General features: G+C 66.6%; 13 protein-coding genes and 1 other RNA gene. 5 read left to right on the top strand and 9 right to left on the bottom strand.

Annotated features, from left to right (window positions below; translation table 11 throughout):
- Positions 1–318: 318 nt before the first annotated feature.
- The 9 genes from TBU01S_RS06905 to TBU01S_RS06865 form a co-directional block, all read right to left on the bottom strand.
- Positions 319–1,107 (bottom strand): MetQ/NlpA family ABC transporter substrate-binding protein, encoded by a 789-nt coding sequence (locus TBU01S_RS06905; RefSeq protein ID WP_068635904.1) that lies wholly within the window; start codon positions 1,105–1,107, stop codon positions 319–321.
- 31 nt (positions 1,108–1,138) lie between these two features.
- Positions 1,139–1,816 carry a methionine ABC transporter permease gene (locus TBU01S_RS06900; RefSeq protein WP_068635903.1) on the bottom strand — a complete coding sequence of 226 codons (678 nt, stop codon included), beginning with the start codon at positions 1,814–1,816 and terminating at the stop codon, positions 1,139–1,141.
- Positions 1,813–2,838 carry a methionine ABC transporter ATP-binding protein gene (locus TBU01S_RS06895; RefSeq protein WP_068635902.1) on the bottom strand — a complete coding sequence of 342 codons (1,026 nt, stop codon included), beginning with the start codon at positions 2,836–2,838 and terminating at the stop codon, positions 1,813–1,815. The genes TBU01S_RS06900 and TBU01S_RS06895 overlap by 4 nt, the downstream gene beginning before the upstream one ends.
- A 118-nt stretch (positions 2,839–2,956) precedes the next feature.
- On the bottom strand, positions 2,957–3,406 hold the full coding sequence (locus tag TBU01S_RS06890; protein ID WP_068635901.1) for a hypothetical protein: 450 nt from the start codon (positions 3,404–3,406) through the stop codon (positions 2,957–2,959).
- A complete protein-coding gene (locus TBU01S_RS06885) occupies positions 3,393–4,601 on the bottom strand; it encodes a porin (RefSeq protein ID WP_068635900.1) in 1,209 nt (402 codons plus the stop codon). Before TBU01S_RS06885 ends, TBU01S_RS06890 begins: the two co-directional genes overlap by 14 nt.
- Positions 4,601–7,045: an EAL domain-containing protein gene (locus TBU01S_RS06880; RefSeq protein ID WP_068635899.1), complete on the bottom strand. Its 2,445-nt coding sequence runs from the start codon at positions 7,043–7,045 to the stop codon at positions 4,601–4,603. Before TBU01S_RS06880 ends, TBU01S_RS06885 begins: the two co-directional genes overlap by 1 nt.
- 62 nt (positions 7,046–7,107) lie before the next feature.
- A complete protein-coding gene (locus TBU01S_RS06875; protein WP_068635898.1) occupies positions 7,108–8,490 on the bottom strand; it encodes a malonyl-CoA decarboxylase in 1,383 nt (460 codons plus the stop codon).
- 144 nt (positions 8,491–8,634) lie between these two features.
- Positions 8,635–9,423 carry a prolipoprotein diacylglyceryl transferase gene (gene lgt, locus TBU01S_RS06870; protein ID WP_068635897.1) on the bottom strand — a complete coding sequence of 263 codons (789 nt, stop codon included), beginning with the start codon at positions 9,421–9,423 and terminating at the stop codon, positions 8,635–8,637.
- Positions 9,424–9,471: 48 nt separating this feature from the next.
- Positions 9,472–10,173 (bottom strand): YceH family protein, encoded by a 702-nt coding sequence (locus TBU01S_RS06865; RefSeq protein ID WP_068635896.1) that lies wholly within the window; start codon positions 10,171–10,173, stop codon positions 9,472–9,474.
- 98 nt (positions 10,174–10,271) lie between these two features.
- Between TBU01S_RS06865 and ilvD the strand changes: the two genes are divergently transcribed.
- The 5 genes from ilvD to TBU01S_RS06840 all read left to right on the top strand — a co-directional run bounded on the left by ilvD (position 10,272) and on the right by TBU01S_RS06840 (position 13,810).
- Positions 10,272–12,122, top strand: a complete 1,851-nt coding sequence (ilvD, locus tag TBU01S_RS06860; protein ID WP_068635895.1) for a dihydroxy-acid dehydratase — start codon at positions 10,272–10,274, stop codon at positions 12,120–12,122.
- A 36-nt stretch (positions 12,123–12,158) separates the two neighbouring features.
- Positions 12,159–12,353, top strand: coding sequence for a hypothetical protein (locus TBU01S_RS06855; protein WP_068635894.1), 195 nt, complete (start codon positions 12,159–12,161; stop codon positions 12,351–12,353).
- A 10-nt stretch (positions 12,354–12,363) separates the two neighbouring features.
- On the top strand, positions 12,364–12,660 hold the full coding sequence (locus TBU01S_RS06850) for a cell division protein ZapA (protein ID WP_068635893.1): 297 nt from the start codon (positions 12,364–12,366) through the stop codon (positions 12,658–12,660).
- Positions 12,661–12,685: 25 nt separating this feature from the next.
- Positions 12,686–12,868: non-coding RNA, 6S RNA (gene ssrS, locus TBU01S_RS06845), on the top strand.
- A gap of 135 nt (positions 12,869–13,003) precedes the next feature.
- Positions 13,004–13,810, top strand: a complete 807-nt coding sequence (locus TBU01S_RS06840; RefSeq protein ID WP_068635892.1) for a sulfite exporter TauE/SafE family protein — start codon at positions 13,004–13,006, stop codon at positions 13,808–13,810.
- Positions 13,811–13,883: the final 73 nt, after the last annotated feature.

Genomic DNA, 13,883 nt, shown 5'->3' with positions numbered 1-13,883 from the left:
CAGCGTGCCGCCACGAGCGTGTGGGGACTTCGGCCGGCGCTGGAGGCGGAGCGGCCGGTGGATTCACCGGGCAATCCGGTAGCCGGGCCGACGGTGGGCGGGGAAGAAGGGGGAAGGCCCGTGGCGGCCCTGCCGGAAAGGCTCGGCAGGGGCCGGGAAAAAGCCGGGAACGGCATGATGATGACTCCAGCAAGTAATGGCTGGGGAGTCTACAAGTGCCGTAATCGGGCAAAAAATAATAAAAACCGAATTCGATATGAAGATTTGTGCTTTACGAAAGCACGGCCCCCTTGGCCGAGGGCCGTGCCATCGCAAGGATCAGAAGGCCGGCACGACCGCGCCCTGGTACTTGTCGGCGATGAACTGCCTGACTTCGGGCGAGGTCAGCGCCGCCGCCAGCTTCTTCATCGCCGGGCTGCCGGCATTGTCCTCGCGGCCCACCAGCAGGTTGGCGTAGGGCGAGCTGGCGTCCTCGATGAACAGCGAATCGGTGATCGGGTTCAGCTTGGCCTGCATCGCGTAGTTGGTGTTGATCAGCGCCAGGTCGACCTGATTGAGGATGCGCGGCAGCGTGGCGGCTTCCAGTTCGCGGAACTTGAGCTTCTTCGGATTGCTGGTGATGTCGCGGGTGGTGGCGACGACGTTGCTCGGGTCCTTCAGCGTGATCAGGCCCTGCCTGGCCAGCAGCAGCAGGGCACGGCCGGAGTTGGAAGGGTCGTTCGGCAGCGCGACGGTGCCGCCTTCGGGCAGGTCGGCGATGGTCTTGTGCTTGGACGAGTAGCCGGCGAAGGGTTCGACGTGCACCTTCGTGACGACGACCTGGATGTCGTTCTTCTGCTTCTTCTTGAACTCGTCGAGGTAGGGGCCGTGCAGGAAGAAGTTGCCGTCCACCCGCTTCTCGTTGGTTTGCATCGACGGCTGCACGTAGTCGGTGAAGACTTTCACTTCGAGGTCCACGCCTTCCCTGGCCAGCATCGGCTTGACGAACTCGAGCAGTTCGGCGTGCGGCACCGGCGTGGCGGCGATGACCAGCTTGTCCGCAGCCTGCGCGGAGGCGGTGAAGGCGAGGGCGGCGGCGCACAGCAGTTTGCGAAGGGTGAAGGACATGTGGGGCTCCGGGGTTGAAAGGTCCAGTCTGTTATTTGCGGCTGAAATGCAGCACGAGGCGGTCGCCGGCGTACTGGATGAGCTGTACCAGCACCACCAGCAGGGCGACGGTGATCACCATCACTTCGGTCTGGAAGCGCTGGTAGCCGAAACGGATGGCGAGGTCGCCGAGGCCGCCGCCGCCGATCACGCCGGACATCGCCGCGTAGGATATCAGGGTGATGGCGGTCACCGTGGTCGCGGCGAGGAGGCCGGGCAGGGCTTCGGGCAGCAAGGCGCCGAAGATGATGCGGTGGGTGCGGATGCCCATCGCCTGACAGGCCTCGATGACGCCGCGGTCGATTTCGCGCAGCACGTTTTCCACCAGGCGGGCGAAGAAGGGGGCGGTGGCCACCACCAGCGGCGGGATCGCGCCTTCGACGCCGAGCGAAGTGCCGATCAGGATCACCGTCACCGGGATCATCACGATCAGCAGGATCAGGAAGGGTACCGAGCGCAGCACGTTGGCGATGAAGGACAGCACCCGGTACAGCGCGCGCTGTTCCAGCAACTGCCCCTGCGAGGTGACGAACAGCAGGATGCCGAGCGGCAGGCCGATCAGCACGGTGAAGAACAGCGACACGCCGGTCATCACCAGGGTTTCCCAGGTGGCGAACGCGATGTCGCCCCATTCGATGCTGCCCCACTCGATCATCGACAGGTCGATCATTGCAGTACCTCGTGATGGATGTGGTGCCGGTCCAGTTCGGCGAACACCCGGCGGACGTCCTCGTCGCTGCCTTCGAGTTCGAGCAGCAACTGGCCGAAAGGCAGCTCCTTGATGCTCGACACTTCGCCCTGCAGGATCGTGAAGCGCACTGTGCTGGCGGCCATGATGTCGCTCAGGACAGGCTGGTAGGTGATGTCGCCGACGTAGGTCAGGCGCACCAGGGTGCCGCGCAGCTTGTCCTGGGCGAAGGCGTGGGCGGGGTCGAGCATCGCCGCGGTCAGCGGATCGTCTTGTGCCACCATGCTGCGGGTGACCGGATGCCGCGGGTGCAGGAAGACGTCCGCGACCTTGCCGCTTTCGACGATGCGGCCGCCGTCGATGACCGCGACGCGGTCGCACAATGTGCGGATGACCTGCATCTCGTGGGTGATCAGCACGATCGTGAGGCCGAGCCGGCGGTTGATGTCGAGCAGCAGGCGCAGGATGGACTGGGTGGTTTCGGGGTCGAGCGCCGAGGTCGCTTCGTCGCACAGCAGCAGTTGCGGCCGGCTGGCCAGCGCCCGCGCGATGCCGACGCGTTGCTTCTGGCCGCCGGACAGCTGCGCGGGGTACTTGCCGGCGTGCTCGCTGAGCCCGACCAGGGCCAGCAGTTCGGCCACGCGTTCGGCGCGCTGGGCGGCGGTCAGGCTGCTGGTGCAGCGCAGCGGCCAGTCGATGTTGGCCGCCACGGTCTTGGCGTTGAGCAGGTTGAAATGCTGGAAGATCATGCCGATGCGCTGGCGCAGCGCATGCAGGCGCTGGCGGTCGAAGCCGGTGATGTCCTCGCCGTCGATCAGCACGCGGCCGGAACTCGGCCGTTCGAGCAGGTTCAGGCTGCGCAGCAGCGTGCTCTTGCCGGCGCCTGAGCGGCCGATGATGCCGAAGATTTCGCCCTTGGCTATTTCGAGGTCGATGCCGTCCAGCGCGCTGACCTCCCGCCCTTCGACGCGATAGGTCTTGCCGAGTCCTTCGATTCTGATCACGGAAATGGCTGCCGCGGCGGAGCCGGGCGCAAAAACGCGGAGTGTATCAACCTCGCCGCGGTGGCACCATTGTGCCGTGGCGGCTGACCGCGTTCCCCGGGTGCATGGCGGCTCAGGCCTATTCCAGGCGAAGCAGGATGCGGAGCTCCGGGTCGTCGGCGTAGCGCCCGGGCAGATAGCCGATGGCGCTGGGGTTCTCGAGCAGGAGGCGGCGCGCATCGCCGGCGTCGGCGGCTTCCTTTGGCGGCAGCGCGCGTCCGGTGAACACCATGCGCGACCAGTAGGCGCGGATCTGGCTGGGATTCTTGTCCGTGAGCGTGCGGTAGAAATGGTCTCGCGTCCTGCCGGGCGGCAGGTCCAGCAGCATGGAGATGCGGGTGGCCAGGGTGGCGCGGCGCCCCAGGTAGAGCTGTTCGGCTTCGTCGCGGCTCAGGGTCTCGACCGTGCCCGTGCGTGCGGTGACGATCAGCACTTCCTCCGCGTGTGCCGGGTGCGCGCCCAGGGCGAGCAGGACCACCAGCAGGGCGATCCAGCACGATGGGGAGCCGAAGCGATCAGAAGACCACATCGATCGACAGACTCAAGGTGTTGACCGTGCGGCCGCTGACGCGGGTGGAAAGGATGTCTCCCCGTGGGTAGAACGCTCCCCATCCGTCGTTCTCGATGCGGCTGCGTGCCAGCTCGACCTTCATGGCGGCGTTCGGATGCAGATCCCAGCGCAGGCCGGCGCCGATGCTGCGCTGGCCGTTGTTGCGCGACGCGTTGAAGGCATCGATCTCCGGCAGGCCCATGCTCAGGTTCCGGCTGACGATCGGGCTGCTCTGCCGGTTGCGGGCGAACCTGAGATAGGGCGTGGTGGCGCCGACGTGCCGGCCGATCGTCAGATGCCAGCCGGAAGCGCTGTTCACGAAGGCCGAAGTGCGGCGCACCGCGTATTCGCCGATCAGCTGCCAGCGGTTGTCGTCCCAGTGGAAGCCGGCGGAGGTGAAGGAGGCGGAGGCGCCGTTGCCCTGCATTTCGGCCAGCATCAGCCTGCCCTGCGGGAAAGCGCCCAGGGCGTGCTGCAGGCGATCGAATTCGGGGTCGCCCCAGCGCAGGTCCAGGCGTGCGCGCGAATAGCCGAGATGGAGCGTGAGCGGCCCTTTGGAGAGCCCGATGTTCAGGCCCCGCAGCCGCGACAGCGAGGCATGGCCGTAGTGGGCGATGTCGACGCGGCTGCGCCCGAAGTAGGGGTGCAGCTCGAGGTCCACATCCGCGATCCGGGTGCGGTAAAGGAGGTCGATGCCGTCTAGGTCGGCAAAGGGATTGAGCGCGTACACCTCCACCGGCGGGCGTACCCAGGAATGCGCGTAATTGACGTCGAGCGAATCCGACAGCATGAAGGCCGGCACACGCAGCCGCCCGGCACGCAGGGTGAACTCCGGCGAGGGCGCGAAGCTGATGAAAGCCAGCGCGGCGCGGGGGATATAGTCGTGCTTCGGCGTGTGCCGGGCCAGCACCTGGACGACGGCTTCGGTGCCGTTGCCGAAGCCGAAGTTGCCCTGCACGCCGAGAACCGAGTCGGAGCCGAAGTTGAGCCTGCCGGAGCCCGGTGCTTCGGTGCCCACGCGGACGAACTGGAGGTCGGCGGCATCCGATCTGACGACGCCCAGGGTGCCGAAGCCCGAGAAGGTGACGCTCTCGATGTCCGCGGCGGCCGGGCCGGCATGCAGGACGAGGGCGGCGGCGAAGGCCGTGAGCCCGGCTGCGAGTCTGTTCTTCATCAGGTGCTGGCCTTCGCTGATTCCTGTTCCAGCCATTGCAGGGTCTGGTCCCGGTTCAGCGGATGGGAGAAGTAATAACCTTGCCCGTAGTCGCAACCCAGTTCCCGCAGGACTTCGAACTGGCGCGCGTCCTCGATGCATTCGGCGACGACGGTCATGCCGAGGTCGTGGGCGAGTTCGATGCTGCGCCGGACGATGGCCTGCAGGCGATGATCCTCGGTGATCGAACTGACGAAGGAACCGTCGAGCTTGACCTGGTTGCAGGGCATCGTGTGCAGATAGCTCAGGGTGGAATAACCGGTACCGAAGTCGTCGATCAGGATCTCGATGCCGGCGTTGCGCAATTCCCGCAGGCTGCGGGTGGCGGGACTGTCGGGGCGGGCAAGCAGGCTTTCGGTGACTTCGAAGCGGACCTGGTCGTGCGGCAGGCCGTTGCGGTCGACGATCGCCAGCAGTTCGGTGGCGAGCGCCGGGCGGGCCAGCTGGCGGGCGGAAAGGTTGACGCTGACGCGTGCGCGAAGGCTTTCGGGGCGGTTCTTCCAGTTGCGCATGTCCGCGCAGGCGATGCGCAGGACTTCCATGCCCAGATCGTGGATCAGGTCCAGGGTTTCGGCGAGCGGGATGAATTCGGATGGTGCCAGCAGGCCATGCGTCGCATGGGGCCAGCGCACCAGCGCTTCGAAGCTCGCGGTCCGGCGGTCGGAAAGGGCGACGATCGGCTGGTAATGAACGGCCAGGCCGCCATGGGCGAGCGCCCAGCGCAGATCGGATTCGAGCTGCAGGGCGCGGACGGCCTGGGTGTGCATCGAGGCGTGGAAGAACTCGATCGGCGAGGTATCGCTCTGGCGTGCCTTGTGCAGGGCGTTGTCGGCGTCGCGCAGCAAGGCCTGGGCATCCTCGCCCTCGGCTTCGCTCAGGGCGATGCCGATCCGGCAGCGGGGGTGCAGGATGCGGTCGGCCGTCGGTACCGCGAACGACGGCAGCGCAATGAGCGTCTCGCTGATGCGCAACGCGTCGGCCGAGCTCGCCAGGTCCTTCAGCAGCACGGCGAACTGGTCGCCGCCGACGCGCGCCGCCACATCCCCTTCCCGCAGCGAAGCCTTGATGTGGGCGGCGGCGCGGCGCAGCAGTTCGTCGCCGACGGCATGGCCGTAGCTGTCGTTCACCAGGCTGAAGCGTTCGAGGTTGATGGCGACGACCGCGATCATGTCGTCGCTGTCGCGCCGGCGCTGGGCGAGCGCGTGGTTGACGTGCTCGATGAACAGTGCCCGGTTCGGCAGCCCCGTCAGGCCGTCGTGCAGGGCGTCGTGGATGAGCTGCTCTTCCGCCCGCTTGCGCATGTCGATGTCGCTGATCGAGCCGGCCATGCGCGAGATGCGGGGCGTGTTGCTGCGGCGGGCGACGCCGCGGGTCAGCACCCAGCGGTAGTTGCCGTCGGGCAGGCGGACGCGGTGTTCCATCATGAACTGCGCGCTGTCGCCTTTCAGATGCTCGATCATGCGCTCGCGGTATTCAGTCAGTTCGTCGGGGTGGATGTAGTCGAGAAAGGCTTCCGGGGAACTGGCGAGGCCGCCGGACGGCAGGCCGAGGATTTCGCAGAAACGGTCGGAGTAGTAGGCCGTGCCGGCGGGAATGTCCCAGTCCCACAGGCCGTCGTTGGCGCCGCGCATCGCCAGGGCATGGCGTTCCTCGCTGATCCTGAGCCGGGTCGCGGTGTCCTGCAGTTCGGCCACGCGGCGCTGCAGCGTGGCCGCCATGATGTTGAAGTGGCGCGAGATGACGGACAGTTCGTCATGGCCTTTGGACGGCACCCGGTGCTCGAGATGGCCGTCGGCGATCGCCTTGCTGCCGGCGAGCAGCTGCCCGAGGTTGCGGGTGAGCAGGTAGCCGATGGTCGACAGCAGCAGGAAGGTCAGCACGATCTCGGACAAGGCGATCGCCAGGCCTTGCTCGGTGATCGCGCGGCGGGCCGCCGCCAGGCCGGACACCGATACGCCGAACTGCAGCAGGCCGACTTCGTTGCGCGGCAGCAGCAGGGGGTGGCGCACATGCACGATCTCGTTGCCGAGCACGCCTTCGAAGAAGCCGGTGCGGATCACCGTGGGCTCGGGCAGGGCGTCGATGTCGGGGCGGCCTGCGCTGACCAGCGGTGTCTGGTCGGGGGCGACGATGCGGACATAGACCAGGCCCTCGTTCGCGCCGAGCAGCAGTTCGCCCAGGATGTCCTGCAACTCGCCGTAGCGCTGCTGTTCGCCGTAGGTCGTGGCCATCGCGTGCAGCATGCTGGAGTTCTGGCTGATGGTGGTGTCCAGGCTGGCCGACGCTGCGTTGTTCATCAGGCGCACGCTGTTGGCCAGCAGCAGGCTCAGCAGCACCATCTGTACCGTGGTGCTTGCCAGCAGCAGGCGGAAACGGATCGAAGCGTGTCGGAAACGAAGGAACATCAGGATCGTCCAGTGCTGCCGTGTGATGCAGGAGTCACGAGGTGGCGTGCCGCGGCCATGGTTCAGCGCTTCGCCTGGCGCTTGACCGTGGCCGAAGCGTCGACACGGCCTTCGCTGGCGAAGGCTTCGAGGTTGGTTTCGATGCGGTCGGGATCGTACAGATAGTTGACCATCAGGCCCCAGGATTGCGCGAGCCCCTTCGGCGAGGTGTCGGCCAGCCAGTTCAGGCGTTCGACGCGGGCACCGTTGCCGAGGTGGAAGCGTGCCACGGCATCGACCGGCTTGCCGTCGCGCTTGGCGTTCAGCAGGTAGCGGGCGGCGATGCGCAGCAGCGGCTCGCGCAGCGCCTGGGCGAGCCGGGGTTCGGACGACCAGTCGCTGCGGCCTTCGAGCAGTTCGGCGAACAGCGGCGAATCCGGGCTTTCGACGCCGACGGCGGCGAGGCGTTTCCAGTCTGCCGCAGTGAAGGCTTCCGCCAGTTCCTGTGGATTGCGCTGGATCCAGCGCAACAGGCCGGGGATGGGCGACAGCGTGGCGAAGGTATCCAGGCGCGGAAAGTCACGCTGCAGATCCTCGACCACGCGCTTGAGCAGGAAGTTGCCGAAGGACACGCCGCGCAGGCCGGTCTGGGTGGCGCTGATCGAATAGAAGATCGCGGTGGTGGCCTTGCTGGCGTCGGCCAATGGCGCCTCGATGTCGAGCAGGCGCTGGACGTCGTCGGCGAGTTCTTCCAGCAGCGCGACCTGGACGAAGATCAGCGGCTCGAGCGGCATCCGCGGATGGAAGAAGGCATAGCAGCGGCGGTCGGAGTCCAGGCGGTTCTTGAGGTCTTGCCACGAGCGGATCTCGTGCACCGCTTCGTACTGCACCAGCTTTTCGAGCAGTGCGGCGGGCGAGGTCCAGGTGATGCGCTGCAGTTCGAGGAAGCCGACGTCGAACCAGGCCGACAGCCGGGCTTCGAGTTCGCGGTCGAGCGGCTTGAGCAGCGGATCGTCGGCGACGAAGCGAAGCAGGTCGGCGCGCAGGTCGACGAGGAACTTGACGCCCTGCGGAATGGCGTTGAACTGGGTCAGGATGCGCAGCCGGCTCGAGCGCATCGCGGCGCGCAGCTGGGCCTCGGCATCCCATTGCGCGGGCGTGCCGACCGCGGCCTGGTAGGCGCGGTGGGCGGCTTCGATGCGCGCCGGGTCCGGCCCGAACTCCAGCGCGATCATGCGCAGGATCGCCCGGCGTCCGCCGTCGTCCAGGCGAAGATAGGCTTCGGCCAGGCGCGCGGCGCGCTGGCGCGTCGAGATTTCACCGCCGCGGCCTTCCGCACATTCATGGAGCTGGCTGCGAATCCTTTCGAGATCGCGCTCGGTGGGTTCCACCTGCCGTGTGCTGCGGCCGCTCATCAGTTGCCGCATGCGCGACAAGCTGCGTGACACGAGTCCGTTCCCCGCCATGCTGTCCCCGAATCGTTATGCACGAACCGACAATCATAGCCGTCTGACGTCATGCGAGCAGGGCAGTCGGTCCTGTTGGTAAGGAATTATGTCACGGTGTTGGGGAGTTCCTGCTATCGGTCTCGTGGACGATGTGACCGAGGTTCAGGTGGGGCGGCGACTCCGTGCTGCCAGCACGATGCCGAATACGATCATGGGCAGGCAGAGCCATTGTGCGGTCGATAGCCCGAGCGACAGCGTGCCGAAGATGCCCGGGTCCGGCGTGCGGAAGAATTCCGCAGCGAAACGCAGGCTGCCGTAGCCGATCAGGAAGACGGCCGATACCGCGCGCAGCGGGCGCGGGCTGGCCGAATACCACCACAGGACGGCGAACAGCAGCGCGCCTTCGCCGAGCGCCTGGTAGAGCTGGGAAGGATGGCGCGGCAGCGCATCGACCCAGGGAAAGACCATTGCCCACGGCAGTTCGCCGTCCACCGGGCGGCCCCACAGTTCGCCGTTGATGAAGTTGCCGATGCGCCCGGCGGCGAGGCCGGCCGGCACCAGCGGGGCGATGAAGTCGGTCACCTGCCAGAAGGACTTGCCGTGGCGGCGGGCATAGAGCCACATTGCCGCCAGCACGCCGAGGAAGCCGCCGTGGAAGCTCATGCCGCCTTTCCAGATCGCGAGGATTTCGGCCGGGTGCTGCAGGTAGTAACCGGGCTGGAAGAACAGCACTTCGCCGAGGCGGCCGCCGAGGATGACGCCGAGCACGCCGTACATCAGCAGGTCGTCCAGCATCTGCGCGTTCCAGCCCAGTTCCGGGCGGCGGCGCGCATGCAGGCGGCCGAGCACGATGAAGAGCGTGAACGCGATCAGGTACATCAGCCCGTACCAGCGCACCGAGAGCGGGCCGAGGGAAAAGGCGATCGGATCGAACTGCGGGTGGGTCAGCATGGGCGTGATCGAGGTTGGGGCTGGCGGGGACGGTGCCGGTTGCCGGAATCAGTCGAACTGCTGGCGGAAGATGTCGAACTCGCGCCGCAACTGGTCGAAGTCCTCTCGCAGACGGCGGATCTCGTCTTCGAGTTCCGCGATGCGCCCGCGTCCGCCTGTACTGCCGCCGTGCTGGCTTTCGGCCATTTCGGCAACGGCCGCCTGGCCGCCGAGCAGATGGGCATGGCGGACTTCCTTGGTGCCGGGCGCGCGCGGCAGCGAAGTCACCAGCGGAGGATATTTTTCCGCCAGGTGTTCCAGCACCGCGTCCACTGCCGCGATGTCGTCGAAGCGATGCAGGCGTTCGCAGCGCTGGCGCAGTTCGCCCGCGGTCTGGGCGCCGCGCAGCATCAGCGTCGCCAGTACCGCCTGTTCGGCCGGCGGCAGCGAATGGCGCAGGCGGACCAGGTGTTCGTATTTGGCGACGCGGGCGCTGGGCTGGTCGCGGCGGGCGACCAGGCGGCGGCCGATCAGGCTGTCGATGGCGGCCTGGGCTTCCGCTTCGGACAGGCTCATCACCGGCTCGCGAGCGGTCAATTGGTTGCAGCCGGTGACGATGGCGTTGATCGACATCGGATAGGCGTCGGGCGTGACGAAGGCCTTCTCGATCAGCACGCCGAGGACGCGGATTTCAGCGGCGTCGAGGTCGAAGCCGGCATCGGCGTCGGCATCGGTTCGGGGGGCGTTGGCGGCGTTGGAGGGCTCCGTCATGACGACTCCTGGCAAAAGGCGAGAGCGGGGATGATACGCATGCTTCGCTGCGCGCGTTAGAATCACGTGCTCTACTGCAGAATTTCCGGAGCGCCCCCATGCCCCAATACCGTTCCCGCACATCCACCGCCGGCCGCAACATGGCGGGAGCCCGCGCCCTGTGGCGCGCGACCGGCATGAAGGATGGCGATTTCGACAAGCCGATCATCGCCATCGCCAACAGCTTCACCCAGTTCGTGCCCGGCCACGTGCACCTGAAGGACCTGGGCCAACTGGTCGCGCGCGAGATCGAGGCCGCCGGCGGCGTCGCCAAGGAATTCAACACCATCGCGGTCGATGACGGCATCGCCATGGGCCACGGCGGCATGCTGTATTCGCTGCCGTCGCGCGAGCTGATCGCCGACAGCGTCGAATACATGTGCAACGCCCACACCGCCGACGCGCTGGTGTGCATCTCGAACTGCGACAAGATCACCCCGGGCATGCTGATGGCCGCGCTGCGGCTGAACATCCCGGCGATCTTCGTCTCCGGCGGGCCGATGGAGGCAGGCAAGGTCAAGTGGGAAGCCAAGGTCATCTCGCTCGACCTGGTCGATGCGATGGTCAAGGCCGCGGACAAGAGCTGTTCGGACGAGGAAGTGGATGCGATCGAGCGTTCGGCCTGTCCGACCTGCGGCTCGTGCTCGGGTATGTTCACCGCCAACTCGATGAACTGCCTGACCGAGGCGCTCGGCCTGTCGCTGCCGGGCAACGGCACCACGCTGGCCACCCACGCCGACCGCGAACGCCTGTTCAAGGAGGCCGGCCGACGCATCGTCGAGCTCGCGCGCCGCTACTATGAGCGGGACGACGCTTCGGTGCTGCCGCGCTCGATCGCCAGCTTCGAGGCTTTCGAGAACGCGATGAGCCTGGACGTGGCGATGGGCGGCTCGACCAATACCGTGCTGCACCTGCTGGCGGCCGCGCGCGAGGCCGGGGTCGACTTCACGATGAAGGACATCGACCGCGTCAGCCGCCGCGTGCCCTGCCTGTCCAAGGTCGCGCCGGCCGTGGCCGACGTGCATATCGAGGACGTGCACCGCGCCGGCGGCATCATGTCCATCCTCGGCCAGCTCGACCGCGCCGGCCTGCTGCACACGAAGGTGCCGACGGTGCACAGCGCGACGATGGCCGAAGCGCTGGACAAGTGGGACATCACGCGCACCACCGACGAAGCCGTGCATACCTTCTTCCGCGCCGCGCCGGGCGGCGTGCCGACCCAGGTCGCCTTCAGCCAGAACCGGCGCTGGAACGAGCTCGACAGCGACCGCGAACACGGTGTGATCCGCAGCAAGGAGCACGCCTTCACCGCCGACGGCGGCCTCGCGGTGCTGTACGGCAACATCGCCGAGAAGGGCTGCATCGTCAAGACCGCGGGCGTGGACGAGTCGATCTGGAAGTTCACCGGCAAGGCGCGGGTGTATGAGAGTCAGGACGACGCGGTCGAAGGCATCCTCGGCGAGCAGGTGCAGGCCGGCGACGTCGTCATCATCCGCTACGAAGGCCCCAAGGGCGGCCCCGGCATGCAGGAGATGCTGTACCCGACCTCCTACCTGAAGAGCCGCGGCCTCGGCAAGGAGTGCGCGCTGCTCACCGACGGCCGCTTCTCCGGCGGCACCTCCGGGCTGTCGATCGGCCATGCCTCGCCCGAAGCCGCCTGCGGCGGCGCGATCGCGCTGGTCGAGGACGGCGACACGATCGAGATCGACATCCCGAACCGCCGCATCCACCTGGCGATCAGCGATGCCGAACTGGCGGCCCGCCGCGCGGCGATGGAGGCGAAGGGCGCCGCGGCCTGGAAGCCGGCAAACCGTCAGCGCGTGGTGTCGGCGGCACTGCAGGCCTACGCCGCGCTGACGACTTCGGCTGACACCGGCGCCGTGCGCGACGTCAGCCAGGTCCAGCGCTGATTGACCGCTTTGAGGCCACTGTCTACGATCGGCACCATGGATAGCGAACTTGCTCAACTCGAAGCGCAGATCGAGGAACTGATCGGTCTGCACAACCGGCTCAAGGCCGACAACGTCGGTCTGCATGGCCGCGTCGCCCAGCTCGACGCCGAGAACCGCCAGCTCGAAGCCAAGCTCAGGCTGGCGGTCGATCGTCTCGAAGCGCTGCTCGACAAACTCCCGGAGGCCTGAAAACGTGTCGATGGATCATCTGGACGTGATGCTGCTCGGAAAGGAGTACCGGGTTTCCTGCACGCCCGAGACGCGGGACGACCTGCTCGCCACCGTCGCCTACCTGGACGACAAGCTGCGCGAGCTGGGCGGCAGGACCAATGCGTCGGGCGAGAAGCTGGCAGTCATGACCGCGCTCAACATCGCCCATGAATTCCTGCAGCACCAGCGTGGAAACGGGTTTGACATGCCGGGTGCGAAGCGTAGAATCGGACTCATGAAAGCACGCCTCGACGGGGTGCTGGCCCAGCAGGAAAAACTGTTCTGAGGACATGCTTGGCGCAATACCGATCAATCCCCTGCAGTGTTCGTCGAAGTCGTAGATTCCTTGAACCAATAGTCGAGAGACTCGGTTGCTGACCATCAAGGCCGCTGGTGTGAACGCCCCTTGCGGGTGATCCTGAAGCGGAAGGGATGCGACCTCCCTGAACCCATGGTTCAGGATGCCCGGCGGAGACGGCACAGGCGGGGGGCCAGACAAAAAGGCGCAGCCATCGAGGTTGCGCCTTTTTCGCTTTTGCGCTCTTTGTCTTTGCGCTCTTTGTCCATTTTCGTCCATGCGGGGCGGCCACCGGCGGTGGCGACGCACAACACATGATGGATCGTTCAGCATGACTTTCGATATCTGGTGGCTCACTTATCCCGTGCTCGGCGCCGTTGTCGGCTTCTTCGCCGGCCTGCTCGGCGTCGGCGGCGGCGGCATCATGGTGCCGATGCTGACCACGCTGTTCCTCGCCCAGGGTTTTCCGCACGAGCAGGTGGTGCATATGGCGCTGGGCACCTCGATGGCCAGCATCGTGCTGACTTCGGTGTCCAGCCTGCGCGCCCACCAGGCGCACGGCGCGGTGCGCTGGGACGTGGTGCGCACGATCACGCCCGGCATCCTGGTCGGCACCTTCTGCGCCACCTTCATCGCTTCGCGGGTGAATACGGCGGCGCTGGCGATCTTCTTCGCCGTGTTCATGGCCTACGTGTCGATCCAGATGCTGCTCAACATCAAGCCCAAGCCCAGCCGCAACCTGCCCGGTCCGCTCGGCATGACGGGCGTCGGGCTGGGGATCGGCGGTGTGTCGGCATTGGTCGCGATCGGTGGCGGTTCGCTGTCGGTGCCCTTCATGACCTGGTGCAACGTCAAGGTGCAGAACGCGATCGGCACTTCGGCTGCGATCGGCCTGCCGATCGCGCTGGCCGGCACGATCGGCTATCTCGTCAACGGCTGGAACGTGCCCGGCACGCCGCCGCTGAGCTTCGGCTACGTCTATCTGCCGGCATTCGTCATGGTGTCGCTGGTCAGCATGTGGGTGGCGCCGGTCGGCGCCCGCCTGGCGCACCGGCTGCCGGTGGCGATGCTGAAGAAAATCTTCGCCGGCGTGCTGATGGCGCTGTGCGCCAAGATGCTGCACAGCATCTTCGGCTGAGGCTGCGTCTGCAGCTTGATCAAACGGGCAATCCGCTTTTCGTGGAAGCTGCGTCAGCTGCGGCCAGGGTCTG

It is taken from the genome of Thauera butanivorans NBRC 103042, assembly GCF_001591165.1.
GTDB lineage: Bacteria > Pseudomonadota > Gammaproteobacteria > Burkholderiales > Rhodocyclaceae > Thauera > Thauera butanivorans.
Note: the sequence above shows the minus strand (reverse complement) of the source record. Positions and strands in the feature narration are given on the sequence as shown.

Excerpts from the sequence above, each read along its gene's own strand:
- TBU01S_RS06875 (WP_068635898.1), bottom strand. The coding sequence starts at position 8,490 with ATGGCGGGGAACGGACTCGTGTCACGCAGCTTGTCGCGCATGCGGCAA.
- TBU01S_RS06855 (WP_068635894.1), top strand. The coding sequence starts at position 12,159 with ATGGATAGCGAACTTGCTCAACTCGAAGCGCAGATCGAGGAACTGATC.
- TBU01S_RS06900 (WP_068635903.1), bottom strand. The coding sequence starts at position 1,816 with ATGATCGACCTGTCGATGATCGAGTGGGGCAGCATCGAATGGGGCGAC.
- TBU01S_RS06865 (WP_068635896.1), bottom strand. The coding sequence starts at position 10,173 with ATGACGGAGCCCTCCAACGCCGCCAACGCCCCCCGAACCGATGCCGAC.
- ilvD (WP_068635895.1), top strand. The coding sequence starts at position 10,272 with ATGCCCCAATACCGTTCCCGCACATCCACCGCCGGCCGCAACATGGCG.
- TBU01S_RS06850 (WP_068635893.1), top strand. The coding sequence starts at position 12,364 with ATGGATCATCTGGACGTGATGCTGCTCGGAAAGGAGTACCGGGTTTCC.
- lgt (WP_068635897.1), bottom strand. The coding sequence starts at position 9,423 with ATGCTGACCCACCCGCAGTTCGATCCGATCGCCTTTTCCCTCGGCCCG.
- TBU01S_RS06840 (WP_068635892.1), top strand. The coding sequence starts at position 13,004 with ATGACTTTCGATATCTGGTGGCTCACTTATCCCGTGCTCGGCGCCGTT.
- TBU01S_RS06890 (WP_068635901.1), bottom strand. The coding sequence starts at position 3,406 with ATGTGGTCTTCTGATCGCTTCGGCTCCCCATCGTGCTGGATCGCCCTG.
- TBU01S_RS06885 (WP_068635900.1), bottom strand. The coding sequence starts at position 4,601 with ATGAAGAACAGACTCGCAGCCGGGCTCACGGCCTTCGCCGCCGCCCTC.
- TBU01S_RS06880 (WP_068635899.1), bottom strand. The coding sequence starts at position 7,045 with ATGTTCCTTCGTTTCCGACACGCTTCGATCCGTTTCCGCCTGCTGCTG.
- TBU01S_RS06905 (WP_068635904.1), bottom strand. The coding sequence starts at position 1,107 with ATGTCCTTCACCCTTCGCAAACTGCTGTGCGCCGCCGCCCTCGCCTTC.